Source organism: Umezawaea sp. Da 62-37, assembly GCF_032460545.1.
GTDB lineage: Bacteria > Actinomycetota > Actinomycetes > Mycobacteriales > Pseudonocardiaceae > Umezawaea.
The window spans coordinates 9,530,635-9,556,331 of the sequence record NZ_CP135965.1; the positions used below are offsets into that span (position 1 = coordinate 9,530,635).

The 25,697-nt window shown below is 66.7% G+C and carries 22 protein-coding genes; 17 read left to right on the top strand and 5 right to left on the bottom strand.

Annotated elements, in window-relative coordinates; translation table 11 throughout:
* Window positions 1-678 precede the first annotated feature (678 nt).
* The 6 genes from RM788_RS43125 (at window position 679) to RM788_RS43150 (ending at window position 9,826) form a co-directional block, all read left to right on the top strand.
* A complete protein-coding gene (locus RM788_RS43125; RefSeq protein WP_315926203.1) occupies window positions 679-1,077 on the top strand; it encodes a hypothetical protein in 399 nt (132 codons plus the stop codon).
* A gap of 26 nt (window positions 1,078-1,103) precedes the next feature.
* On the top strand, window positions 1,104-2,654 hold the full coding sequence (locus RM788_RS43130) for an esterase/lipase family protein (RefSeq protein WP_315926205.1): 1,551 nt from the start codon (window positions 1,104-1,106) through the stop codon (window positions 2,652-2,654).
* Between the two features lie 1,046 nt (window positions 2,655-3,700).
* Window positions 3,701-4,060, top strand: a complete 360-nt coding sequence (locus RM788_RS43135) for a histone-like nucleoid-structuring protein Lsr2 (RefSeq protein WP_315926207.1) — start codon at window positions 3,701-3,703, stop codon at window positions 4,058-4,060.
* 580 nt (window positions 4,061-4,640) lie between these two features.
* Window positions 4,641-7,904 (top strand): hypothetical protein, encoded by a 3,264-nt coding sequence (locus RM788_RS43140; protein WP_315926209.1) that lies wholly within the window; start codon window positions 4,641-4,643, stop codon window positions 7,902-7,904.
* Between the two features lie 548 nt (window positions 7,905-8,452).
* Window positions 8,453-8,818 (top strand): relaxase/mobilization nuclease domain-containing protein, encoded by a 366-nt coding sequence (locus tag RM788_RS43145; RefSeq protein WP_315926211.1) that lies wholly within the window; start codon window positions 8,453-8,455, stop codon window positions 8,816-8,818.
* A gap of 369 nt (window positions 8,819-9,187) precedes the next feature.
* The gene (locus RM788_RS43150; RefSeq protein WP_315926213.1) at window positions 9,188-9,826 is read left to right on the top strand and encodes a hypothetical protein; all 639 of its coding nucleotides are present in this window, start codon (window positions 9,188-9,190) and stop codon (window positions 9,824-9,826) included.
* A 104-nt stretch (window positions 9,827-9,930) separates the two neighbouring features.
* Here the strand turns inward: RM788_RS43150 and RM788_RS43155 are convergent, their stop codons facing one another.
* Entirely contained in the window at window positions 9,931-10,125 is a 195-nt protein-coding gene (locus RM788_RS43155; RefSeq protein WP_315926215.1) for a hypothetical protein, read from the bottom strand.
* Window positions 10,126-10,289: 164 nt separating this feature from the next.
* On the opposite strand from RM788_RS43155, the gene RM788_RS43160 reads away from it, so the two are divergent.
* Together RM788_RS43160 and RM788_RS43165 are read left to right on the top strand one after the other, a co-directional pair.
* Complete coding sequence (locus RM788_RS43160; protein WP_315926217.1) at window positions 10,290-11,210, top strand: RNA polymerase sigma factor; 921 nt, start codon at window positions 10,290-10,292, stop codon at window positions 11,208-11,210.
* Between the two features lie 7 nt (window positions 11,211-11,217).
* Window positions 11,218-12,633, top strand: a complete 1,416-nt coding sequence (locus RM788_RS43165) for a hypothetical protein (protein ID WP_315926219.1) — start codon at window positions 11,218-11,220, stop codon at window positions 12,631-12,633.
* A gap of 470 nt (window positions 12,634-13,103) precedes the next feature.
* On the opposite strand, the gene RM788_RS43170 is transcribed toward RM788_RS43165, so the two are convergent.
* Window positions 13,104-14,309 carry an IS110 family RNA-guided transposase gene (locus RM788_RS43170; protein ID WP_315926221.1) on the bottom strand — a complete coding sequence of 402 codons (1,206 nt, stop codon included), beginning with the start codon at window positions 14,307-14,309 and terminating at the stop codon, window positions 13,104-13,106.
* An 811-nt stretch (window positions 14,310-15,120) separates the two neighbouring features.
* Between RM788_RS43170 and RM788_RS43175 the strand changes: the two genes are divergently transcribed.
* Entirely contained in the window at window positions 15,121-15,336 is a 216-nt protein-coding gene (locus tag RM788_RS43175) for a hypothetical protein (RefSeq protein ID WP_315926223.1), read from the top strand.
* A gap of 322 nt (window positions 15,337-15,658) precedes the next feature.
* On the opposite strand, the gene RM788_RS43180 is transcribed toward RM788_RS43175, so the two are convergent.
* Window positions 15,659-15,805: a hypothetical protein gene (locus RM788_RS43180; RefSeq protein WP_315926225.1), complete on the bottom strand. Its 147-nt coding sequence runs from the start codon at window positions 15,803-15,805 to the stop codon at window positions 15,659-15,661.
* A gap of 192 nt (window positions 15,806-15,997) precedes the next feature.
* Here RM788_RS43180 and RM788_RS43185 point away from each other — a divergent pair, with 192 nt between their 5' ends.
* Entirely contained in the window at window positions 15,998-16,522 is a 525-nt protein-coding gene (locus tag RM788_RS43185) for a peptidase inhibitor family I36 protein (RefSeq protein WP_315926226.1), read from the top strand.
* 249 nt (window positions 16,523-16,771) lie between these two features.
* Here the strand turns inward: RM788_RS43185 and RM788_RS43190 are convergent, their stop codons facing one another.
* Window positions 16,772-16,948 (bottom strand): hypothetical protein, encoded by a 177-nt coding sequence (locus tag RM788_RS43190; protein WP_315926228.1) that lies wholly within the window; start codon window positions 16,946-16,948, stop codon window positions 16,772-16,774.
* Window positions 16,949-16,992: 44 nt separating this feature from the next.
* Here RM788_RS43190 and RM788_RS43195 point away from each other — a divergent pair, with 44 nt between their 5' ends.
* From RM788_RS43195 to RM788_RS43205, 3 genes are all read left to right on the top strand, one after another.
* On the top strand, window positions 16,993-17,151 hold the full coding sequence (locus RM788_RS43195; RefSeq protein WP_315926230.1) for a hypothetical protein: 159 nt from the start codon (window positions 16,993-16,995) through the stop codon (window positions 17,149-17,151).
* Between the two features lie 27 nt (window positions 17,152-17,178).
* Window positions 17,179-17,871 carry a hypothetical protein gene (locus RM788_RS43200; RefSeq protein ID WP_315926232.1) on the top strand — a complete coding sequence of 231 codons (693 nt, stop codon included), beginning with the start codon at window positions 17,179-17,181 and terminating at the stop codon, window positions 17,869-17,871.
* Window positions 17,872-18,043: 172 nt separating this feature from the next.
* The gene (locus RM788_RS43205; RefSeq protein ID WP_315926234.1) at window positions 18,044-18,172 is read left to right on the top strand and encodes a hypothetical protein; all 129 of its coding nucleotides are present in this window, start codon (window positions 18,044-18,046) and stop codon (window positions 18,170-18,172) included.
* A 261-nt stretch (window positions 18,173-18,433) separates the two neighbouring features.
* On the opposite strand, the gene RM788_RS43210 is transcribed toward RM788_RS43205, so the two are convergent.
* On the bottom strand, window positions 18,434-19,468 hold the full coding sequence (locus RM788_RS43210) for a hypothetical protein (protein WP_315926236.1): 1,035 nt from the start codon (window positions 19,466-19,468) through the stop codon (window positions 18,434-18,436).
* A gap of 517 nt (window positions 19,469-19,985) precedes the next feature.
* On the opposite strand from RM788_RS43210, the gene cas3 reads away from it, so the two are divergent.
* Genes cas3 through cas7c form a run of 4 tightly spaced genes read left to right on the top strand, consistent with a single transcriptional unit; the run spans window position 19,986 to window position 25,451 of the window.
* A complete protein-coding gene (gene cas3, locus RM788_RS43215) occupies window positions 19,986-22,148 on the top strand; it encodes a CRISPR-associated helicase Cas3' (protein WP_399341880.1) in 2,163 nt (720 codons plus the stop codon).
* Complete coding sequence (gene cas5c, locus RM788_RS43220) at window positions 22,145-22,813, top strand: type I-C CRISPR-associated protein Cas5c (protein ID WP_315926240.1); 669 nt, start codon at window positions 22,145-22,147, stop codon at window positions 22,811-22,813. Before cas3 ends, cas5c begins: the two co-directional genes overlap by 4 nt.
* Window positions 22,813-24,567, top strand: a complete 1,755-nt coding sequence (gene cas8c, locus RM788_RS43225; protein ID WP_315926242.1) for a type I-C CRISPR-associated protein Cas8c/Csd1 — start codon at window positions 22,813-22,815, stop codon at window positions 24,565-24,567. Before cas5c ends, cas8c begins: the two co-directional genes overlap by 1 nt.
* Window positions 24,564-25,451, top strand: coding sequence for a type I-C CRISPR-associated protein Cas7/Csd2 (gene cas7c, locus RM788_RS43230; RefSeq protein WP_315926244.1), 888 nt, complete (start codon window positions 24,564-24,566; stop codon window positions 25,449-25,451). The genes cas8c and cas7c overlap by 4 nt, the downstream gene beginning before the upstream one ends.
* Window positions 25,452-25,697 lie beyond the last annotated feature (246 nt).

The following is a 25,697-nucleotide window of genomic DNA, read 5'->3' on the forward strand; positions in this document are numbered from 1 at the left end:
CTTCGGTTCAAGCCAAACACGGGATAGATCCCGTGCTTGCTCGTGTGGTGCGGACGCTTGCTGAGGCGAATCGAGCTCCGTTTTGACTGAACAGGTTTCGCTGAATCATGCGACACCGCATGTTCTTGCCGGGAGGTAAGGCAGTCGATAGTCAGGATGTGCTGTCGGCTAGCTTGGTGACACGAGCCGCTTTTATGGCCTACTCCAGGACTTCGTCGGTTCATTTCCGAGATGTCGTCGAAGCCCGCAGCGCCAGCGATTCCGACACTGCGGTCGGCCGCTGCCCGTAGCGCACCCAGCGCGAGATCGTCGGTGGTCGTGGGATGACAGTATTCGTAGTGAGGACGGTCGAGGCGTCAACCAACTCGACACGAGGTAGCTCGAATGGCCGCGTATCAGGATCGTCATGAGAGCCTGCTGGTCGAGTTGAACGCCGTTGGTGTTCTGGAGTGGTCACGCGGTGATCGGCGGCTCCCACGTCCAGATACTTAAGGGCAGCCCAGACCTGGGATGAGACCGGTCGGCCGCGCCAGGACGGGCTTGAAACACTACGGCCGGCCACCCGCTCGGCCGAGCGGGTGACGGCAGGGCACGGAGTGGTGAGTGCTGGCCTGACGTGTTAACAGGTTGTGCAGCACCTGCGACGTCACTGCCATGACAAGCGGCAGGCTGTGGGTGGTGGTTGCGCTGGTCTTCGTGGTGGGCGCGGTCTTCCTGCTGTCTTCCGATGTCGCCGATTCCGGCTCTTCGGTCGCGGCGGCTCCGTCCTCCACGATGCCCGTGTCAGCTTCATTGGACCCTGCCGACGCCGCACGCCTCGCGGACGAGGTCGTCAGCGGTGATGAGAGGCGGGTGCGCGAGGTCGTTGCGCTGCCGTCAGAGCAGGAGTTGGATCCGGCCGCGATAGCCGGGTTGGCGGCGATGGGCCCGTTGGCGTTTGACCTGGGGACTTTCCGCGACCGCGGTGACGGTCGGGCGGAGGTCGTTGCTCGTGACGGTGCGCAGATGCGGTGGCTCGTCGGATTACTGGTGGTCGGTGGGCAGTGGCGGATCGAGTTGGCGGAGCCCGCGTCGTGAGCCGGGTGGTTCGTGTCCTATTGGTCGTGCTGCTGATCGCCGTCGGTCCGACGCCAGTCGTTATTGCCGAAGCAGAGGAGTGCGAGTCGCCGCAGACTGTGGTGGTCCCCAAAGGCGGCTGGTCGGCTGCCCGGCGCCCGGTCGTGCTGGTGCACGGCTGGATCGGCGGCCCTATGACCACGGTGGCGCATAATTTGGAGGGCACGCGGATCGGCGACGAGATCAGCACGTTCACCTTCGACTATGGACGTCTTTCGGCGCACTGGGTGTCCGACATCGGCATCGCCGCCTGCCTGGCGGCCTATGTCAACACCGTGTCGAAGCAGTACGGATCCGCCGGTGCGGGTGGTGACGGTAAGGTCGTTGTCGTCGCTCACTCCATGGGTGGTCTGGCCGTGCGCTATGCGACCGATCCGATTCTGGTGACCGATCCGGTGAAGGCCGGTGTTCTCGCTCATATTGTCATGATCGGCACCCCGCACTTGGGTAGTCCCTTGGGCGGGACTCCGCTCGCGTGGGCGTTGGAGCAGAAGTTCCTACTGGATGACCGGACACATGTTGCGCCGCTTCCGGCGATGAGTGCCGCCCGCTGCCTGGCCCCGCACGACAAGGGTGCTGCGTTGCCCGCTGGGTGCGACCTGCGGCCGCCGTACCTGCCCCCGTACTTGCCCACGGGTGTGCCCCTGACTCAGGTCGCTGGCGACGTCACCGTGGATCGCAAGCTGTTTGGCCACACCCTGTACTCCGTTCCGCTGTTCACCGATGGCTCGGTACCCGTCATCTCCGCGCATGGGTATCAGACCTCCGGCGAACGCGGCGTGGAGCCTGCGAACCAGTCGGAACGCCAATACCGCACGGATGCCTGCCGGATCGACTTTGACTTGCTCACCCCGGCCACCATCGGCGTGGGCGTCGGTACGACCGTGTTGTTCGACTACCTGACCTTGGCCGCTGTCAAGCTTGGCGTGCCGACCCCGGAAGTGCTGGCGCTGTGGTTGGCCGCGGGTGTCTTCGCGACCTGCGGGCACAACAACCTGCCAGCCGATCCGCCGGTGCTCGAGTTGATCGCCGATGCCGTCGAGTCAGTTCCCGTGGCGGATCCGCATGAGGTCCGTTTCGACGGCATCGGCGCCTATACCCTCGCTCTGACCGGCAAGGACCTGCTCGCTGAGGGCTTCGTCGACCGGGGCAACCTGTACGGTGGTTCGGCCTGTGTTAGCTACGTTAAGGACGGCCAGGCGATCCGCTTCAGCGTCGAACCGGCTACCGGTCGCGTCCTGGCCATCAAGGCAGGTGGGGACCGCGCCCTGCACACCCGTATCGGCGGCATCCACGTCGGTTCGACCCTGGCCGAGGTGCGAGCCGCGTTTCGCGGGTCCACCTTCGACGAGCGATTCGCGTTCGACTTCGGCCAGCGCACCAACGGCGTCGTCGTCACCGGTCCCGGTGGGTCGATCGCTTTCGGCTTGACTGATGCACCCGCCGCCGATTACGCGTCGGGACGTGTGGCGGTCAACTACCTGGCAGGTGTCGGCCTGACCGGATACGCGCCGACGAACTCGGAAAGCGGCTGCTGACGGCCGCGCCTGGTGGGCGGGTGTGCCCTGCGCCGTCCCAACGGTCTCGATCGAGCTCGTCGCATAGGCCATTCCGGTTGAGTTTGCCGCGCCCGAGCGCACATCACCCTTCACAAGTCGCCGTCGGCTTGCGGGAACACCGTGAGCGTGCACGCTTTGCGAGCGACACAACAACTTGGTGCTCACGCACGTCAGCCATGTCCGCTCCGGTTCCATACCCGTGCGCAACCGCAGCCTCAATCACGTCGGCCATGTTCAGCGAAACCTTGGTGATGTCCTTGAACGTTCGGCCAGTCTGGTTAGCTGTGGCCTCCACCTTGTCCAGAAGGTCATGAAGGCGCGCTCGTTCACGATCAACCGCCATTCCGGATCGTCGCGTCAGACGAGCTCCCCAGCGACGGGTAGGAGCTTCCGCTCCTGGTTTACGTCGTCGATGACGATGTCCAAGGGCATGAGCTGTCCGAGGTTTAGGTAACGGCCTCGTTGTGCCAGTCGACACTCAACTGAGGGTTGCCAACCGCGGACGAGGTGCTTCATGAGCGTCCGGAACGAGCTTGACGTCGAGGCCAAGGTGCTTGCAGCCCTGGAGGACGTCACCATCATCAACGAGGCAGGTCACATTTTGGCCGCCCCTTCATGACTGCCTACCAGTTGGCGATCAAACTCGATCGTGCGCACCCCGAGGTGAAGGAAGCCCTGGGGTGGCACATTGGGGGTGTCGGGAATGGCAACAGCTTGGCGCAGTACCTCGCGAACCAGCTTTCGAAGCGAATCAAAAGTGAAGGTGACACTTGCCGAGTCGAAAGGGGCGTTCCTGTCCACGATGCTGTGACTGCCCTCCTTCATTTTGGAGCTGAGGGCCAAGAGATCAGGAGCAGCCTCACGGGTACAGGGGTCGACCTCTCCTTATACAGAAGGAGCGCACCTACCAGCAACTTCTCTGTTGGCTAGTCGATCGACAACGCCTGCGTGGCGGCACTCGAACGCCTGGGCATGTTGCTACTGTCGGCCAGCCGCACTCCCGACTCCATGCGAGGCATTTTTCTATGGCGCAAAAGGTTTTTGTTCAGCTCGTCGACGATCTGGACGGCACCGAGGGAGAGGACATCGAGACGGTGCAATTTGGTCTCGACGGCGTCACCTACGAGATCGACCTCGGCCAGAAGAACGGCGCGAAGCTTCGGGACGCCTTGGCCGACGTCGTGGCGAGTGCCCGGCGTACTGGTGGACGTGCGAGGCGGGGCAGTGTTGTGACGAGCATCGGCACCAAGCCCCCAGCAGCTGGCCACACCAAGGAACAGTCCAGGGCGATCCGCGAGTGGGCCAAGAGCAACGGGCATGAGTTGGCCGACCGCGGTCGCATCCCGGCGGGGGTCGCCAAGGCGTTCGAGCTTGCGCACAACTGACTGGATTCAGAGTTCAGCGCGCGTCGTGTCGGAAGCGACGCGCGCTGAACTCCTCTGTAGCGGTACCCAATGCTGCCTAGTGTTGTGTCCCGGAAGGGTGACCCTGTGCTCGCCGAAGATGTCATCCGCGCAGGTCAAGTAGCATGTCAGTACCCCGTTCAGGGCGTTACTCTGTTGTTGTCGTCGGTGGATGTCGAGCTGCTTGAGCAGCCCGCCCTGGATCTGGCGGTAGTCCCATCCAGTGTTCTCCGATGCCATCGGCATGATCAACGCCATGGCCGTGTCACTGACCGGTGCTTGCACAGCAGCCGGGGGAGTCGGCACACGAGGGCGGAGATGACCAGTCCCACTCGGTATGGAGGCAACGAGGGCAGCACGTCGCCGGCTGAACGCCGGATGATGGGCAGGTCAGACCAAGGGGCTTGGTCTGGGCGTCTCAGGCGTTTGACGAAATCGTGTACAGGCCGAGGATACCGAACTTGCTGGAAACGCCTGCGCTCCTGGCTGGTTCGGGTTGAACTCATTGCCTTGTGGGCATGGGCGAGATCTGACCTCACCCACTCGCCGCTGTCGCGAGGAGGTGAGCAACGAGATCATCGGTCAGGTGAGGTCGACCAACTGGGTTCTGGGAAGCGTCGAAGGCAACGTCACACAGGTCGGTGTCGTGCACGGCGACATCCACATGACGGCCAAACGACGTGTCAGGTCTGCCTACCTCGAACAAGTACGGGCTCTGGCTCCCGGCAACCTCGAAGGGCGGGAACTGGAACTCGCGGCCTTGACCGCCTTCTGCACCTCCGAGTCGACGGAGGGCGGGTACCTCTGGCTACGGGCCGACGCGTGGTCGGGCAAATCGGCGTTGCTCTCCTGGTTCGTCCTGAATCCACCGCCTCTGGTGCGACTGGTGTCGTTCTTCGTGACGTCCGGGCTACCTGACCAGAACAACCGTCGTAGTTACGTGGAGAACGTGTTTGATCAACTCCTCGACCTCGCGGAGGGGCCTTCGTACACCGACCTCACCGCTGCCAGTCGGGAGAAACACTACCGGTCGCTTCTCGCCACCGCCGCCGAGAAGTCCCGCCAACGCGGCGAGTACTTCACGCTGGTGGTGGACGGCTTGGACGAGGACCGGGGAACCGATGGCTCTCCCGATGCGTACAGCATCGCAGGCCTGCTCCCCGCTGCCGGTATTCGTGTGATTGTTGCCAGTCGCACGGGAGTGGATCTCCCGGAAGAGGTGCTGGCAGCCCATCCGTTGTACAGATCAGCGGTAGTCGAGTACCTGTCCCCGTCAACGAAGGCTGGAGCCGTGCGCGACACGATGATCAGGGACCTGAAACGGCTCCTCAGAGGCACGCCGGTCCAGCAAGACCTGCTCGGCTTCATCACGGTAACCGGCGGTGGATTGTCCGCGGAGGACCTCGCCGAACTGGCAGGAACCTCATCCTGGCAGGTGAAAGACGACCTCCAGACCGCAGCAGGGCGCAGCTTCATCCGGCGACCCGGTACCCCTCCGGTATACGTCCTGGCGCACGACGACCTCCTCAACCTCGCAGGCGACATGCTCGGCCCCCGCCTGAAGACCTACTGCCAACGTCTTCACATCTGGGCCGACAGTTACCGCGAACGAGAGTGGCCGACGAACACTCCGCGTTACCTGCTGAACGGCTACGGTGCGACTTTGACATCGATCGGCGACGTTCCCCGCCTTCTCGAGTACGTCACCGACCCTCTCAGGCACGAGCTCATGTCGGCCTTGACCGGACACGACCACGTCGCCTTGGACGAGATCAAAGCGGCCCAAGGACTTCTGCTGAGCCAGGCAGAGCCCGATCTGGTGGCGTTGGCCAGACTCGCCGTGCACCGCGCAAGTCTGTACGTGCGCAACCAGTGGATCCCGCCCCACCTTCCGGAGGCGTGGGTGCAGGTTGGTCAATTCGACAAGGCCGAGGCCCTCCTGTCCGGGATCGGTGACCTCGTCGTACGCAGCAGGGAGTTGAGGTCCACAGGGGAGGCCCTCCACGAAGCAGGTGAGCAGCGGCGCGCCGGCGTCCTGCTGGACGAAGCCGAGGCCTTGGCTTCCTCCTACAACCAGTACTGGGGCACGTGGCCGCACAGCACACTGGCCGAAGTCGCCATGCGGATCGGAGACCACGAAAGAGCCAGACGTGCCGTGAACGCGATTAAGCTCCAAGCCGATCGTGCCAAGACGTGTGCGTCACTCGCACGAATCGCACTCGACAAAGAGGGGCACGAAGAAGCCGACCGCTGGTATCTCGAAGCTGAGGAGGCATTCAACGAAGAAGACCCTCACGTCGATCTCACCGTCCTCGCCGAGATCACGGCAGCGGCAACAGCGCTGGGGCGCTCCTCAAGAGCGGCAGCGCTCGTCGAGCGCATACTCGGTGACGCTCCGTTGGTTGAATTCGACTTCCCTGGCCTGCCAAGTGACCCGACGTCCGTCAGGACCGTGCCGGAAAAGGACAAGTCCACGGCCGCTGACACACTTGCTGCCGTCGGGCTTGCAGAGGTGGCATGTTCTGTCGCAGCCAAGATCAGCGATGTCGACAGCCGCGAGGACTGCCTGGTTGTCATCACCAGGATCATCGCACAACAGAACCTTGACGAGGCCGAGCAATTGGCGAGGTCCGCGAGCGACGTCAGCTACCGCTCCTCTCGACTTGCCGCTGTTGCGGTCGCCGCGGGCAGGAAAGACGACCAGTCCCGCGCCACCCGGTTGCTCGTTGAGATCGACGACATGCTCCACGGACATTCTCTGGACCAGTGGCCGAGATTCGCGATAATGGCTACCGCTGTTGCCCTAGCGGACTCAGGAGCTATCGAACGTGCCGAGTCAATGGTCCACTCGGAGATGTTGCCCTCAGAACATACGGCAGGTGCGTTGTCGGTCGCGGTCGCCCTGATTCGCCGGAACGAGGTCGGGCGGGCGTCACGCATTGTCGCGTCGACCGAGAAGGCGTCCCGACTCGCCGCGGCACAGGTCGATGAAAGACGCCTGCTCCGATGGGTGGGGGTACTGGCCGATTTCGGAGAGTTCGACCGCGCCGAGCAGTTGGTTCGTTCGTTCCCGACCGACGTAGTGCGGTCGACGGGGTTGGCGACGATCACTGAGAGGGCTGTTATCAGGGGGGCTCTTGATCGTGCCCAACGAACGTTTCCCACGATCGACGATGCACGGTTGCAACGGCGGCCGCTTCTGGAATTGACCCGCGCACTGCTCGCGCAGGGAGAACAACAACGGGCTGTGGAACTCGCGATGTCGACCACGGCGCCCGCACATCGCGCTGCCGCTCTCACCTTCATCGCGGCCACGAGCAGAACTCCGAAGCTGCTGGACGACGTCATGGCAATCGCGGATGAGGTAGCTGGCACCTCCACGCAAGGAGTAATCCTTTTGCCCGCGCTTCGAGCTGCAGCTGATCTGGGCGACCGCGCTCGCGCAACAGTTCTGTGGCAACGGATACAAGCCGTTGTCGAGCATGCCAAACGACAACCGTTGGAGACCGATGAGCCGCTCAGGCACCTGCATTTACCTTCAAGGTTGCGCACATTAACCGAAATCTCGGACCTGGTCGACGGTCGATCGCGGTTCTCGGCGGCCGATGAAATACCGGATTTGGGTTTGTACGGGCCAGAATCCTTTTGGCATCGTGACAAACATCCGTCAAAGTGGGTGCAGCTGGCGCACGATCTCGCGACGCACGACTGGTTTGACCTAGTCGACGACTTAGTTGAGGTCGAACAGGCGACTTTCCAGGCGATCATGTCGGAACTAGATCGGCTTGGTCGTCGAGGGGTACTCCATCCGCGTGCCTTCCGGTAAGTGATCCATCTCGCCGCGCGCTTCGGCTCGACACCGGCGTCGACGACGACGCGGCCGGAGGGGATCCGGCGTGGTTGTCGGCCTACGACGCGCTGGATCTGGCGGCCGAGTTGGCGCACGTGCGGCAGATGGTGCGCGGCAGGGCCACCAACCTCAATCAGCTTGCGTGGGCCGCCAACAGCGGCTACGCCCCGGCCGTCGATGGGCTTGCGGTCGCCGTGCGCCGCGATGAGCGGGCGATGGCCAGGTTCGACGCGTGGCTGGATCTGCTGGACCCGCGCCGCTTGGTGCACCGCGCGCCGCCGCGTCAGTCAGGCCGGGATGCTGCCCAAGCTGCTGCCGCGCTACCACGGGCTGGCGGGCACCTTCACCTACCTGTTCGTGCCGAGCGCGCGAGCACATCGATCTGCACATGGTGGCCGTGTAGAACAGCACGGTGCCGGTGTTCGACGACACCGTGCGGCCCGGCGCGGTGGAGTGCCGCGAGCTGATACGCCGCCTGGACGCGCCCGCGTCGGCTGCGCGATAAGCAAATCCAGGCCGGTCATGTGCTGCACGTACCCATCTCCGTGCACGCCGAGGATGAGCTGCTCGGCGACACGGTGTGGCGCGGGTTCGGCGAGGAGTTCGTCGTCCGGCTCGGCCTGGACCGGTGCCGGTGGGTAGCCGTGCACCACGGCACCTCCGCTACGGGAAACGACCACATCCACCTGGTGGTGTGTTTGGTCGGCGAGGACGGTCGGGTCGCCCGCCTGGACCACAGCAAGCGCAAGGCCCGCGCCTGGGCGTTGGAGGTCGAGCGGCGGCTGGACCTGGTGCGCACCGGGCAGGCGGGCACGGGCACCCGCGAGCTCACTTGCACCGAACACGAACGCGCGCAGCGCACCGGTGTCAAACCTAACGGCGCAGCCTAGAACGGCGGGTGAGGGCTGCGGCCGCCGGGTCGACCAGGTCGGGGGGAGTTCGTCGACGTCCTCGCCCGCGATGGGTGCGGGTAGCGTCGCTGACCGACGGCGACCCCGATGGGCAGAGGGTGACCGGCTACCGGGTTGTCCTAGCCGAGGAGCAGGTGCTCGACACCAGCCCGGCTCTGCAGTGGGCGCCGGGCAGTTGGCCCGTGACCTTACGCTGTCCGAGCTGGTCGACTGGTGGCGCGAGGTCCAGGAGGTCCTTGCCAGCGACGCGGGGCTCGACTGGACGGAGAGGGCTGTCGACGTCGGCGATCCGCGGCGTGGGCGCCGGGTTCGACCAGGCCGACGCGGGGCGGCGACGCGCGGTGGACGATGACCCGACGGCATGTAATCACTGCGGCCGGGCTACTGGGCCGCCTCGACCTCGACGACCCGGTTCACCGGCACGCGGCCGTGGAGCAGGCCGCGCAGTTCACCGCGGTGCTCGCGCTGCGCTGGCCCGCCGATCGGGCCGATGGACATCAGCGGCACGTGGCCGACGCGGTGTGCCGCGCGGCCGACGATCTCGCGGCCGCGACCCGACTGTGGCGTCCCTCGCCGGCGCGCCGCTCGCAGCGACCCCGGCCGCTATTGCCGGTCCTGGCCACGCTCGCGCTGCACCTGGCGCGCACCGGCGACACCGAACCCGTGCTCGCCCTGCTGGTCTTGGCCGTACTCGCGGTGCTGGTCATCGCGTTGGCCGACCATGTCACCGGGACCGGGCGACCCGCGCCCGTGCGCGGCGAACCCGGCGCGCACCTGCGCGCGGCCGCCGACCACCTGCGCCCCTACCAGCGCCGCACCACAACCACCCCGACCGCCTCGACAACCACGTCGAAGAACCCGGCGGCGCAGGTGGTCGACGTCGGACGGCGGCTCGCTGCGTCGGCGGCCCGGCTCATCGGACGTCCGGTGCCGGGTGTCGACCCGCGTCGTGACGCCAACCCGACCCGACCCGGTGACCGTGGATGACGATGCCGTGGCCCGGTCGTCTTGGTCCATGGCGTCACGGAGTCGGGATCTGCCGCCCTGCCGCGCCAGCGGCGCTCGAGGGCCGGTCGAAAGCTCCACTTGGCTCACCCGATGACGCGGTCCCAGAAGCTCCACGCCGCGACGAAGGCCGCTCCGCCGGTGAGTACCGCCATCGCCAAGGAGTGGGTCTCGGCGTGGATCAGGAACCCGGCGCCGATGGCGCACAGCAGCGAGAACAGCAGCACCAGGGCGGTGTGGTCGTTGAAGTGAGGAGGGTCGGGCTTCTGGTGCTGAGGCATGACAGCGCTCCCTGGGGGGGTTGGGATGGTCGCTGAAGTCCTAGGGCTTCGGCGCTCCTCGTCCCCCTGTGAGAAAAATCTTGGGGGATGCCGGGGGACATGCCGCCTACAACTGCGACGTGACCATCGGAAGAAGTTCACGGCCCTCGGCCGGGGGAGAGCAGATGACAGAGGTGGAACCGGCCGGGGCTTCGAAAGCCGGTGGCCAGGTCGGACCAGGGGTGACGATGCTGTCGGACTCCGAACTCGCCGACGCTGTGGTCGAGGCGATCACCAGCGATGTCGTGGCCGAAGCCGAGCGCGACGTCCTGGGTGCCACGGCGGTGGAGGCCGCCGAGACCGACCGGATCACGCGACTCGCCCGCGACCGTCGACTGGTGCAGGTGCTGCGGTCCACGGGGTTCGAGGGGCAGGCTTTCGACGGCGTGTACCCCGGTTTCCGGAAGCAGTTGATCGCTTACGCCCTGCCGGTCATGGGCTCGATGGTCACCAGGGGAACGATCTTCAGGGAGAGCCTGCGGTTTCGAGGCCGGATCTCGAACGATGCGCGCACGGCCGCGACGCTGTGGACTCCCCCCGAGCGGCAGGAGGCGATCCTGGACTCCGTCATCGAGGGATGCCGGCTGTTCCTGGACTACGGGCTCAAGGGCGGAAAGTGGGACCACCGCCTGGGCGCGACCCTGACGACCTACTTCGTCGGCAGCTGTGTGTGCGGCTTCATCGCGGTCTGTAATCGCCGCTGGAAAGAAGATCAGGTTGAACGGGCCTTCATCCATTCGGCACCGCACCGCGAAGGTGAGGACGGGGTCTACGAGCAGGCGCTGAACAACCTCCCGGCCTCCGGGGTGGAGGGGAGAGATCCCGCGGATGTGGCGGTGCAACGAGACGAGATCCGGCGCATCGGGGTGAAGATCAAGAACTCGGAGATGCGTCAGGCTTTCGCCTTACAGGCGGACGGGAAGACGCAAGCCGAGGCCGCGGAAGAAGTGGGGCTCACGCGTAAGACCCTGGAACGCCGCACAGCCCAAGTCCGCAGCAAGCTGCGCCCGTCGACCATGACCAACCAGACCGAGGACCGGGGGTAGGGACACCGTGAAGATCAACGACACCTACTACGCCGCTCCGACCAACGCCAGCGACGGCGCGAAGACGTTCGCCGAGGAGTTCGGGGAACTGCTGGAGCAGTCCAGCCTCGGGTCGGCCAACGCGCGGGCCGTGCGGGCACTGTCGTCCCCGGATGACGTCGACACCGTGGTCGAGCGGATCGCCAACCCCGACCGAGGTTGTTTCGGCGACATCGACGAGACCCTGCTGGCGATGGTGCGCAACGCGGCGGCCGGGTTGGCCGTTCCGGCTCCCCGCGACAGCATGGCGAACACCGGGGACACCGTGGACTCACTTCCCCACGAAGAAGGGGTGTCGACCGACATAGCGGAACACACGCTGTCGGTCGAGAATTTTCGACGCGCGTTGGCCAGGGAATTGGAACCGCGATCGGACACCTGGATCCTGGGCGCCGAGGTCTCCTTGGGAATTCTGCAGTTCCTGTCGAAGACCGAGGTGTTCAGGTACGTGCGGCGCGACGTCGCCCGGTCGGTGGTGGAGGTGGTCTTCCAGACATCCTTGCCGCAGGGATTGCTGTTCCTGACCAAAGCGGTCATCGAATCCAGCAACATCGTCGACGAGTTCGTGGACACCTGTCTTCGTGCTGACCGTTACCATCGGACCGGGAAATACTTTCGGGCATCGATCGACGACGCATCCTCGCCCGGTGTGGAAGTACTTCTTCAGCGTCGAATTCCGGTTGACGCGATAAAGGACTCCGGATTCGTCCGCCTGGACCCGCTCATGACCGAAGGACCGTACTCGCGCGTGGACGCGATGCGTTTCGTCCACTGGAACAAGCCAGGCGAGTTGCGGCGAAATCCACGAACGATGTCGCCGACGCGAGCACGGGTCGACACTTTGATCGGAATTTTCGAGAGATGCGCCGCCCACTGGTTCACCCGAAACCGGAAAAGCGTTTCAGGGCAAGCCGGCGAGGCCCTGAACAGTGTGATGGCGGATTCGGTTTCGACCACTGTACTCGCCCTTCTTCACGGTGGCCCCAAAAGCGCGCAGGAGTTGAAGACGGCAATAAAGTACCGAGTTTCCACGGACAAAAGCCTACTGAAGCAGGTGCAGGTCCTCAACCGATTCGGCCTGATCGGCCGAGAACAGAAAGCAGGTAGAGACGGAGTCCTCCTGTTCTTGACGGATCATGGGGAAAAAGCTTTTTCCGATTGGCTAGAGTGCTGGCATCACCGAGGCCAGATAAAGTCGATGCTGCATTTGTTGGGTGAAACGTCTTCCGAGGTGTCCCAAAGTCCGAGATTGCCTCGGATCTGCGTTCTTCTCCTCGTGACAATCCAGTGCGGCGAGGGAACGACAGGATGGAACACATGGCGCGATCCGGTTCCGTCGGATCGCGCTGCAAAAGTCATCGAGAAAGGAAAAGACGAACTATGAGGTTTCCGATTCCCCGACGCAGGATCCGTACGACGACCCGAGGCTTCGTCACCATCGCAGAACGCGGTTCGTTAACGAGGACGGGTAGCGGCTGGTCCCGGCGAAGACCTCCCGTTCGACGACTGGGAACCGATGCTGTGCCGCGGCGCAGCCAGCGGTTCAAGCCGCACCGCTAAGGCCGTCGATGCCGGGTAGCGACCACATCCACCTGGAGGTGCAACTCATCGGCGAGGACGGGCGGGGCGCGCGGTTGGACCACAGCAAGCGCAGGGCCCGCGCGTGCGCCCTGCAGGTCTAGCAACGGCTGGGCCTGGCCCGCACCGGTCCGGCCGGCACCGACGCTCGTGAGCTGTCGCGCGCCGAACACGAACGCGCAGTCCGTAGCGGCGTCGAGTCGCAACGGCACACCGGGGCAGGGCCTCGGCCGCCGGGTCAAGTCGGCCGGGGGGGGGGGTGTCTCTATGTGGTTGTCAAGCGGCGGCTGCTGTGGGAGCGGGCTCGGGGTGCCGGTAGTGAGTGCCGGTGCGGAGCATGGCGAACAGCACGTCGCAGCGGCGTCGTGCCAGGCAGATCAGGGCGCCGTTGTGTTTCTTGCCCTCGTCTCGTTTCCGCTGGTAGTAGGCCCTGCTGGTCGGGTCGGACAGGGCTGCGAACGCGGACAGGAAGAACGCCCGTTTCAGCTTGCGGTTGCCCGACCTGGCGGGATGCTCGCCCTTGATCGAGGACCCGGAGTTGCGGGTGACCGGGGCGATCCCGGCGTAGGCGGCCAGATGCCCGGAGGAGGCGAAGCCGGAGGCGTCGCCGACTTCGAGCAGTATCCGAGCGGCGGTCCTGACCCCGACGCCGGGCATCGAGATCAGGACCTGGGCAAGAGGGTGCGCATCGAGGATCCCCTCGACCTCGGTGGCGACCTGTTTGCGTTGCGCCAGAACGGTTGTGAGGCTGTCTGCTAGTCGGGGCAGCACGGTGTCTGCCGCGGCCGTGCCCGGAACCGTCACGGTCTGCTCGCCCAACGCGGTCATGACCTCCTCGACCAGCCTGGCCCCCATGCGCGGAGCGTTCTTGGCCGCGATGGCGGCGAGCTTGCGTCGCCCGGCCTTGCGGATGCCGATCGGGCCGCCGCAGCGGGACAGGATCTCCAGCACCGCGAGGTGGGCGATTCTCGGGCCGAGGACACGTTCCAGCGCGGGGTGCAGGCCGGTGAGCAGGCCGCGGATCCGGTTGGACAGTCGGGTGGCCTCGCCGGCCAGGTCGTCGTCGAACCCGATGAGCACGTCCAACTCGGCCAGGGCGTCGTCGCCGACGTCGACCCGGCGCAGGGCATGGGGCAGGGTGCGGGCGGCGTCGGCGATGACGAAGGCGTCGCGGGCGTCGGTCTTGGCGGCGCCGGGATAGAGGTCGGCGATGCGGCGCATGGCCAGTCCGGGCAAGTAGGCCACATCCAGACCACACGCCCGTGCCACCGCGACAGGCAGGGCGCCGATCGTGTTGGGCTGGCCCACCACGACCAGGACCCGCCCATGGGCGGCGAGCTTGTCGAACACCTTCCGCAGTTTGGGTTCGGTGTTGGGCAGTGGTTTGTCGTGCAGCCGTGTCCCGGTCGGGTCCAAGCCGACGGCGTGGTGGTCGCCCTTGCCGACATCCAAACCCAGAAACACGTCGTAGCCGTTGTCCATCAACGGTCCTCACCTCGTGTGTCCTGGTCGCCAGTCACGCACCGACGGCCGGCAGCCACGTTACGACGAGACCTACCCCAGGGGTGGCCGTGTCCCTATCAGCGGTCCGGCGGTGCACCGGATCCGGTGACACCACCCCCCGGATCATGCGTTCGACTGGGGGCGTAAGTCATGCCGGATCCGGCGACCAGGGGTCCCATCGCTGGGACCACGAAAAAGGTAACGGGGGCGTCGACAGCCTGGATCGGGTCGGGGGTCCGCGTCGACCTCGCGCTCGACCCCGGCGGCGCCGCGCGGGTCGTCGGCTACACCATGGCGTTGACGCAGGACCAGGTGCTCGATGGCGAACCCGCGCTGCGGCTGGCCGGCGGGCAGTTGGCTCGCGACCTGAGCCTGCCGGACCTGCTCGACCGGTGGCGGGCGGACCGACCGCTGGTCGTGCCGGTCGACGACTTGCGGGACGCTCCGGACCACGCGTTCGTCGTGGGCGCGGTGGTTCCCGACGCGCGGTCGGACGCGGTCGCCGAGCCAGCGGCCGGTCGGGTCACGGTGCAGATCGAGCCGCGGTGGTCAACAGGGGACCGGCCGGTGCTCGCGGGCGTGTTCGTCCACCCGCCCACCCCGGCGCCCGACCGCCCGGCCGGGCCAGTCCCGGCGACCCGCTCCGGGACAGGAGCGGTCGTTCTATCAGGCTTTTCGAGCTCATCGGTTGGCTGGGGCAGTAGCCCAACAGGGAGGGGTCCCGAGCCTTGGGCTCACAATGGTCCCAGAGAATCCGGCGAGAGGGCGATCGGTGTTACGGGTGATCTGCGTGGCGGTCGTGGCGAGCTTCTCGGTCCTGCTGACGAGCGGCAGCATCGCATCGGCCGCCGCGCCGACGCCGTGCGCCGACGAGCAGCACGGCCAAACGTTCAAACAGACGATCCTCGTCAGTCACGCCGGTGGCGACATAGAGGAGACCACGGTCTTCCTCGTGTGCGCGCCCAGTGGCACTGTGTCCATCGTGGACGCCGAGGGCGGGACCTAAACCGACCTCGACGACTTCCGAGAGCACAACGATCTGTTCACGGCCGAGGACCGGCTCTCGCTGCCCAAGGACTTCCCGTCGGTGCAGCAGTCCCGACCCATCGTGCTGATCACGGTGTCCGGCCACACCACCAGCACGTGGGTGTGGTGGGTCGGGGGTGGGGCCGCGCTCATCGTGCTCGTCGGCGTCGCCCTCTGGTTGCGGGCCCGGCACCGCGCACGCACCGACCCGATGCCCGATGCCCACGACCCGACCACTGGTCCCGGCCGCCCAGCCACGTCGTCCCCACCAGACCCGACCCGGCCGCCAGCTCCCGAGCCTCCTAAGGCAGCCGGGCCAGCTCGCCCTTCGGATCCCCCGAGTCCCTGACCCCCACACCACCCCGGCCGAGTTGGGTGGCCACCGCGCCCAGCGCTCCGTCCATCTCCTCGCGGGAGACCGCGGTGGACTGGGTGTCGATGGCCGTCACCGCCGCGGGTCGACTCAGTCGAGGCAGCACTGCCAATTCTGCCGTCGTTGTTCGTGATCTTCACTTGATCAGGTGTCTTCACTGCTCCGAACGGGCCATCGTCCACTCGAACACCGCCCTCGACGCCCGCCAAGCCGCTTGAGTTCGGTGCGGCGGCTTCGTGGGGGAGCCGCAGGGGAACGAGGGGGACGAATGAAGCTGTTCCGCACCATGGCCATGCTCGTCGCGGCCATCGGCATCACGACCACCACGGCCGCACCGGCCATGGCCGACACCGGCGTCATCGCCACCTACCACGGCAAGCGCATCGACCTCAGCAAGGGCTGGCAGGGCGCCCAGGCGTGCGCCGAGTTCGCCGTCGGCGACGTCCGCTGCTACGACACGGCCGCCGAAGCCGACATGGCCACCCGCCCCGCGGGCGAGGTGGCGGCCAAGGGCATGTGGGACTGCCCCGGCACCTGGGTGTGCCTCTGGCAGGACGAGAACTACACCGGGCGGCGCCTGCAGTGGTCCGCGGCGGGAACGAAGAAGCTCGCGAACTGGGACTTCCGCGACAAGACCACCAGCGTCTTCCTCAACCGCGTCCAACGGGGCATGGAAGCCGTCAACTACCGCACCCTCGGCCTGGACGACCACTCCTTCTACTGCGCGTCCTGCGCCTACGACAACCTCGCCGCCTCCGGGTGGAACGACAAGATCGACGAGGTCAAGATCTAGCGGATGACCTCAGCAGATCCTGGGCTTCGCCGCGCCCGTTCGAGCGCATAGGCACCTCGGATGGCCACGCCGGGCTGCGGTCGTGTCACCGGTGTTCGCACGCTCGGATCGGTCTCGGCCCGCCGGAACGCAGCAGGGTGGCGGTGGGCCCCTCTCGGGTGGCCAGGTAGGCGTGGCACACCGGATCACAGCCAAACCCGGAAGAGCAGACCAGGAAAGCCCGCCTGGTTCTCGGCGAAGAAGTGCAATTCAAGGCTGGCGAAGCAGTTTTACCTCGGTGCGCGGGTTCACGGCGTGCACGCGCTCGATCCGGTCGGTGATCACCGGCCAATCCCGCTCGCGGGAAAGGACCACCACGTGTACAGCCGCGAGCGCAGCGGGGTCGTGGGTCAGGATGTCGGGCTCCGAGACAGCCGCGAGCAGCACGCCGATGTCGTCCGCGTCGCGCGGCAGGGTGGAGGAGCAGGAAGATGACGACGGTGTGGCGCATGGACCCGGTGGCGCGGCTGCGCAGGGGGGCCGTCGCGGTCCGTGAGCAGGGACAGTTTCGGCTGGCCAGCAGTGAGGTCGAGGTGCCGGTGGCGGGCATCGCCGACTGGTTGGAGGCGTCGGCGGCCGCACTGGAGTAGGACACCGGTGTCGGCGGTGCCGCCGCGGTGGCGTTCGCCGAGTCGCTGCCGCTGGACATCGCTCACGAACCGGTGGTCGCCGCCCGGCGGTTGGGCGGCAGCCGGGGCACCGGCACGGATCTGGGATGCACGCGCGGGGACCGGTTCGGGGTGGTCTCCGAGCTCGCGCCCTCACGCGGCGGGCGGGAGGCGGCGGTGGGGCGGCACGCCCGGCACGTGCGGCACACCCAGGGCGTCGACGAGGCGGACTTCCAGCGGGCGGCGGCGGAACGACGCAGCAGACAGCAGGCAGAACTGCGGCGCCTACGGGCGACCCGGCCGGTGCGCGATCCCTTCGCGGACCGGCCGTGGGACAGGCCCGCGGCTCGGGACTGGCACGCGCGGGTGACAGGCCGGCTATGCACTCCCGCCACTACGGTCACCTCCCGGCACGAACGCCACGAATACCCGGCGGGCATCGAGTTCACGCTGGTCATGAGCGATAGGGTCGGGGCTGTTCCGGTGCTGGACATGTGGTCCACGCAGGCAGCCTCGGTTCACGATGTCGAGTTGTTCACCGTCGACTCCGTCGAGGTCCTCGAGGTACTGGAGGTCCTCAAGGTGCTGGAGGTGCTGGAGGTGCTGGAGGAGATCGTTCCGCGGCCGGGCGACACGGACTTCCGCCTGGTGACCGACGAGATGCGCGCGCAACCGCGCGACCACGCCAAGGAGCAGGAGTGACCGGCTCGCACGCGATGATGTCGCGGCCCGGATCCAGAAGGTGTCGAGCCGAAAGCCGGGTGTGACGAGGAAGGACCGCATGACGGACGGCGGTGATCATGGCGTCCGTCCCCTGTAGCGCGGGGGCGAACCTGATGAACACCTGGGCCGGAACGGGTGGCGGGCAGGCTACGTGGACCGTCGCGCGGCTGGCGAAGTGCTCGCGGTGCTGGTGCGGTTCGTCGACTTGTCCGGCGCGGTCACCGAGCAGGATCTGCGCACTGCGGCCGCTGCGGGCATCGAACTGCTCCGCGACGCCTAGGAGATCCGTGTCGAGGTGAGGTTGGTGTTCCTGGACGTGCTGTCCCGCGGCGGGTTGTCCCCGGTGATGCGCGCGGTGCTCACCGCGAGCGCCGACGTCGAACCGTTGCGTCGCGAGGACGAGCTGGCCCAGTGGTGCGCGGCGCGATGTACGCGATCGGGTCCGGGGATCTGGAGTGGGTGGACTGACACCCTGACCCAAGCAGTTGGTATAGCACCGCCGAACGGCCATCCAGCGCGGGAAGCCAGGCACTCACCTCGGCTAGCTGCCGCCGCGTCCATCCTGCGACCCGTCGCTCGGCGTGTGCCCAGGCAGTACCGCTGGCACCGGCACCAAGGGCAGCACGTCCGGTGCGCTATCAGGTGCTGTGGTCTCCTGAAGGTGACCGTCGACAGTCCATCCCGTCGGCCATACACAGGACTCGACATGGTCCACAAATGACACGGCTCCCAACATCACCGCGATGCTGGTGAAGGTTGCCCCGTCGAACCGCGCGGTGCCAGTGAACTGCACCTTGGTAAAGGTCGCTTGTCGCACGGTGACGCCGATGGCGTTGAAGTCGATGAGGGTGGCTCCGGTGAGGTCGAGGTCGAGGTCGTAACCCTCGGCCCAGTACAGCAGATTGGTCGGCTCGCCGGTGGTCGTGTCGGGGTTAGGTTGGAGGTGGGGGTGAGGATGCGTTGCGCGGTGAGCCGGACTTCGCGTTCCTGTCGCACCTGTTCGGAACCGACAGCCGAGATGGGTGGCGTGAGGCGGATACGGCGTGCGGCTGCGGCGTGCGGCTGCGGGCAGGCCGGTTCGACGGGTAGCGGGCCGCTCGAGTGGTGGGGTGTATGGGCTGCGCAGGTAGGCACAGATCACGTTGATGACGATCTGGGGTTGGTCGGGTTTGGCCTGGGCGACGCGTTCCAGCGCGTACATGCTGCCGTGGCGGACCGCGGCCTTGTCCGAGCCCACCTGCCCGACGGCCTTCAGATACATCTCGGTGATCCGTTGTTCCGCGGCGTCTTCGCGATTGTGCTCTTCGACCTGCTCGACATGAGCCTGTACCCGTTCGCGCTGTGCCAGTTCCTCGGCGCGTTTCTCCAGTTCCAGTTCCTGGGTGCGTTGACGGCGGGCCGCGAAATATAGGGCGAACAGGCCACCACCGCCGACCGCAATCGACGCTGCCAGCTTGAGTACGTTCAGGTGCGCGGTGGATTTCTTGTCCGCGTCGGCGAACGTCAGCCCGTCCACCCATCGCCACAACAATACCGACGCGACAATGGTCATGCCCAGCACGAGGACCGCGACCACCGGCACCGTCCATCGCGGCAATGCCGCCCGCGCCGCCTTTGGAACCGGATGGGTGGCCGAGTCGCGCTCGGTGCCGACCGCGTCCGGAGGTCGCGCGTCGACCGAGGATGGCAGCGGTGGTGTCCGGGGCACGCCCTCGCCTGATGGAGTCGAATGGCTACGCACGACTCGATCATCACGTTGATCCCTGCACCCGGTCCACGACTTACGGGAAATCGGACCGATGGCACGGCACTCAGTCGCTGCACCACCGACGATCCTGTGTCGGCCTCATGTGCCATGGGCTTTCGATGTAGGAAAGGGCAGACAGTGGTATTCCTGGGCAATATCCGCACTTATGCGGATCACGTCGGAAGATTGCTCCATTCGAGTGGATCAACGTGAGGAGAGAGGTGAGCGGAGCCGTTTTTGTCGGTGGCCGTCCCTAGGGTTCGCGGTGCTCGTCGGGGGATGAGTGAACCAAGGAGATGTTGTGTGGGCACACAGTGCCAGTAGGAGACGTCAGCGGTGGCATGCGTTGGCCGATCATGCTCGTTCCACGGCGGTGTTGGCGGGCTGGTTCGCCCGCCCGTTCGGCGCGGAAGCCCTGGCCGCTGCGTTGGGATTGCTGCACGACGCGGGCAAATGCGACTGCCTGTGGCAGGCCAAGCTGGTCAAGGTCAGCGGTACGGACCAACCGGTCGGCATCAACCACAAGGATCTGGGCGCGATGCTGTTGCGGGAGCCTGCTCTCGCGGCGGCGATGGCGATTCTCGGGCATCACGGCGGACTCGGATCCGTCGCCGACCTCATGGCCCTTCAGCAGGGGCCCGACGATGCTGTCACCGCGCAGCGGTTCTTCGACGTGGTGCCGGAAGCGCGTGAGGTGGTGACAGGCCCGATACTGCTGCCGGCGTCGTGGACCGAGGACCCGTTGGTCGGCGAGATGGGGATCCGGTTGGTGTTCTCCGCGCTGGTCGACGCCGACCATCTGGACACCGCAGCGCACTTCGCGGACCGGCCACCACCACGGCCCGCTGCCGGGATGGACATGGCGGTCCTGTGGGAGCGGTTCGAACGTAACAGGATCGCGTTCCTGGCGGCCCGAGCACGGAAAAACCTCAGGCCCTCGCCTGTCGACGGCGTCCGGGCCGCGTTGTACGAGCAGACCGTGCGGCGTGCGATGGGTAAGCCGGGTGTGTACCGGTTGCCTGCCCCGACCGGGTCGGGCAAGACCATCACCGCGGCAGGGTTCGCGCTGCGGCACGCCGCCGAACACGGCATGTCCCGCGTGATCGTCGCGGTGCCGTTCACCACGATCACCGAGCAGAACGCCGAGGTCTATCGGACCCTGCTGGGCGAGGAGGTGGTGCTGGAGCACCACTCCAACGCCGAACTGGACGACCGCCGCTTCCGCACGGCCGCGGAGAACTGGGATTCCCCCTTCGTGGTCACCACCACGGTGCAGCTGTTCGACTCGCTGTTCGGCAACCGGCCCGCCCGGTCCCGCAAACTGCACCGGCTGGCCAACGCGGTCATCGTGCTCGACGAGGTGCAGTCCCTGCCGGTGGCGCTGCTGGTCCCGATCCTGGACGCGCTGCGACTGCTGACCCGGCACTTCGGCACCACCGTGCTGCTGGCCTCGGCGACCCAGCCCGCCTTCGAGTACCTCGCGGTATGGCGAGACCTGGAGATCCAGGAACTCGTCGAGGACCCGATCGCGCTGTTCGCCGGGTTGCGGCGGGTGCGCTACCAGTGGCGGCTCGACCCGCGGCCCACCCCCGCCGAGCTGGCCGAGGAGATCGCCGGACACCTCCAGGCGCTGGTCGTGGTGAACACCGTGGCACACGCCCGCATCCTGCACCGGCTGCTCGCCGCTCATTGCCTCGACGCGGTGGTGCTGCATTTGTCGACCAGGATGTGCCCGTTGCACCGCCGCCAGGTCCTGGCCGAGGTGCAACGGCTGCTGGGCGCGGGGGAGCCGGTGCTGGTGGTGTCGACCCAGCTCGTGGAGGCCGGGGTCGATGTGGACTTCCCGGTGGTGTTCCGGGCGTTGGCCCCGGCGGAGTCGCTGCAGCAGGCGGCGGGTCGCGCCAACCGGGAAGGCACACAGTCCGAGCTGGGCCTGGTGGTGGTGTTCGACGCCGCCGACGCCCCGGTACCGGCGTTCTACCGGGCAGCGGTGGACAAGACCAGAGCCCGATTCGGCCCAGGCCTGGCGGATCCGGACGACCCGGTCGCGTTGGCCGGCTACTACGCGAGCCTCTACACCGGACTCAACGTCGACGAGGCCACCCGCGGCGCCACGATCCAGGCCAACCGGGCGAAGTTGGACTTCCGCGCGGTCGCCGAAGGCCCGGTGATCGATACCGGCGTGAGCGGTGGCCGCGATTCGCGGTTGGCGTTTCGCATGATCGACGAGGACCCGGTCCCGGTCGTGGTCACCACCTTCGGCGACACCGGACGTGTGGCCGAGTTGCTGGACCTGGTTCGCGCCCAGGAGGGGCCGGCGCGGGAGGTGGTGCGCGAGTTGCGCGGCCACACCGTGGCGCTGCCCCGGCGGGTCGCCCAGTCCTCATGGGTCCGGGCGTTGTGCAGGCCGGTGATCGCCGGGAACGAGCAGTGGTGGGAATGGGTCGGCCAGTACGACCCCCAGGTGGGTATCGATGAAGGTTCGATCGGTGAGGAGACAGTGTGGTGACCGAGCAGTTCCCGCGTTCCCGTAAGGGGGCGCCGCCCGTGGTGGTGCAGGTGTGGGGGGACGCCGCGCTGTTCACCAGACCCGAACTCAAGGTGGAACGGGTCACCTACCCGGTGATGACACCGTCCGCGGCGGTGGGCGTGCTGGAAGCGATCTACTGGAAGCCGGAGTTCACCTGGAGGGTCGTCGCGATCGAAGTGCTCAACGAGATCAAGCAGTTCACCCAACGCCGCAACGAGACCACCGACTTGGCCTCCCTGGCCGATGCCGCCTCCGGGACACGGCGGATCGACACCGTCGCCCACCGGGTCCAGCGCAACGCGACCTGCCTGCGCGATGTCGCCTACCGCATCCACGCCCACGTCGACCTGCGCGCCCACTCCACCAAACCCGAAGCCGCCTACCGAGACCAGTTCCGGCGTCGTGTCACACGAGGAAGCTGTTTCTCCCAACCGTATCTGGGGGTGCGGGAGTTCACCGGCTTCTTCGGTGACCCCGACGACCGGCCCGCCCTGCGCCGCAGCGAGGACCTGGGGATCATGCTGCACACGATCCACCACGCCGCCGACACCACGCCACTGTCGTTCTCCTGGTTCACCGCCCGCCTGGACAACGGCGTCCTGCACGTCCCCACCCAAGGCATCACGACCGGCGAGGTGGGCTGATGCTGCTGCGACGCCTGGTCGACTACGCCCGACGCGACCCCGACAACGCGCCCTTCCGCCGGCGCCTGCAGTTCCACTGGGAGCTGGCCTTGGACGACCACGGCAGTCCACAGGGCATTGGCTTGCAGTCGCTGGTGCAGATCGACGAGAAGGGCCGGGCACGCGGATCGGAGCACACCGTGCCCGCGGTGGCCCGCACGGTCGGAGTAGCCCCCAACCTGGCCGCCGACGACATCCAGTACGTGCTGGGGTGGGCCGATCCCGCCACCAAACCCGACCGGGTCGCCAAGTGCCACACCGCGTTCGTCGACCTCACCCGACGCTGGGCCGAAAGCCCCGACGCGGTCGATGACCCTCTCGCCCGCGCGGTGGACGGGTTCTATCGGTCCGGCGCCGTGCACGAGGTCGCCCGCCCGGAGGAGTTCACCGCCAAACAGCGGGTACTGATCACCGTCAACGGTCGAGCCGCCTACCGAGCGGACTCGGCCGTGTCGTTCTGGTCGGCAGAGGTCGCCCGCCGCAAAGGCGGCGGCACGACCGGTCTGTGCCTGGTCTGCGGCACGGTCGGACCCCTGCTGGACACCGTGCCCGGCAAGATCCCCGCCCGACTGGTGCCTGGCGCGACCAACGACGCCGCGTTGATCAGCGTCAACGAACGCGTCTTCGGCTACGACCTGACCACCAAGTTGGGGTCGTCCCCGATCTGCCTGCCCTGCGGGGAATCAGTGACCACCGGCCTCATCCGAGTACTGGAATCGTCGGACACCGCGACCCTGCCAGGCCAGAACAGCACGATGGCGTGGTGGGTCACCACCCCGGTGAAGACCAACCCGATGACCCTCACACTCGGCGCCGACCCCGCCCAGGTCGCCACCCTGATCTCCTCGGTCCGGCACGGCCGTCGCACCGCCGCGGTGGACGACACCACGAAGTTCTGCGCCCTGGCCCTCGGCGGGAACGTCGCACGAGTAATGGTCCGCGACTGGCTGGAGTTGCCACTGGACGCGATGGAAGACAACATCGCCGCCTGGTTCCTCGACCACACCATCGCCCCGCGACACCAGCACGACACCCCGTTCCAGCCGATGGGGACGCTGGTGAAGGTGACCGGACGGTGGCTCAAGCGTGAAAAACGCTACGCCTTCCTCGGCGCCAAAGGCGCGGACCGCCCCGACGGAGTACACCGCGACCTGCTGCGCGCCGCGATGCGCAACACCCCGTTACCCCCGTCGCTGCTGGCCCACCTGGTCAACCGGGTCCGCACCGACGGACGCCTCGACACCCCGCGAGCCGCACTCATCCGCCTGGCACTGCTGCGCAACCCCGCGACCACGGAGAAACCCATGCCCGGACTCGACCCCACCAACACCAACCCCTCCTACGTCAGCGGACGCCTGTTCGCCACCCTGGAAAGCCTCCAATACGACGCCTCCGGCGGCACCCTCAACACCACCTACGCCGACCGCTACTTCGCCGGCGCCGTCACCAACCCCCGCTCGGCGTTGATCAGCGGCCGCAAGGACGCCAAAGCCTGGCTGCGCAAACTCCGCCGCACCAAACCCGGCGCCGGGATCAACCACGAGAAGACTCTCGACAGCCTCTTCGAACTCCTGGACGCCGACACCGGCATCCCCGGACACGCCGGTCTTCGGCAGCAGGCGCTATTCCTGCTGGGTTACCACCACCAGCGCGCCCACCGCTTCACCACCATCCAGAACGCCATCAACGGCACCACCGAGGAGATCCCCGCATGACCACACCCCACCTGGACCCGTCCGTGCGCCACGACATGGTGTTCCTGTTCGACGTCACCGACGGCAACCCCAACGGCGACCCCGACGCCGGAAACCGGCCCCGCACCGACGACGAGACCGGTCAAGGCCTGGTCACCGACGTCGCACTCAAGCGCAAGATCCGCGACACCCTCGCCCTGGCCGCGGGCGACGACCCCCGGTACGGGATCTTCGTACAGGCCGGATATGCCCTCAACCCACGCCTGGAAGCCTCCTACAAGGCAGCGGGCCTGAAGCTCGACGGCAAGATCGGCAAAGAGGACGCCGACCTGGCCCGCGCGTGGTTGTGCGACCGCTACGCCGACATCCGCCTGTTCGGCGGCGTGCTGTCGGTGGGCAAGACCCGAGCACTCGGACAGATCCGCGGCCCCCTGCAGGTCGGCATGGCCCGCAGCATCGACCCGGTCTTCCCCGTGGACCACGCCATCACCCGCGTCACCCAGACCAGGCAGGAGGACATCGACAAGGGCGAGACCACCGAGATGGGCAGCAAATGGACCGTGCCCTACGGCCTCTACTGCGCCGAGCTCTACTACTCCGCCACCCGCGCCGCCCAGACCGGCGTGGACGCCAAGGACCTGGAACTGGTGTACCGCAGCCTGGAGATGATGTTCGACCACGACCGCACCGCCACCCGCGGCCGCCTCACCCCCCGAGGCCTGTACGTGTTCAGCCACCCCGACGCCTTCGGCGCCGCACCCGCCCACAAGCTCACCGAACGCGTCACCATCACCCGCACCAACCCCACGAGTGATCTCCCACCCCGGGTCTTCGGCGACTACGTCGTGTCGGCACAGGACGATGGTCTACCGACCGGGGTCTCTCTCACCAAGCTCGTCAGCTAGAACCTCGGGCAAGTTTCAGACTGGCCGGACAGTGCAAGCCAAGGATCCTTGAAAGCTACATAGTGGATAAGACAGCGCCCTTAGGGTTAGCGGGACGACTTCGCATGGGTGGACGAGCTGATCGATGATCCGACGTCGATCAGCGTCAACCTTCCAGGCAAGAGAAGGCCGCGATGGCTTGTGGCTAGGCTGTTCGTGCCTTTTCCATGGCAGCACCAGTCCTCCGGGCCAGTCTTCCGGACTGGC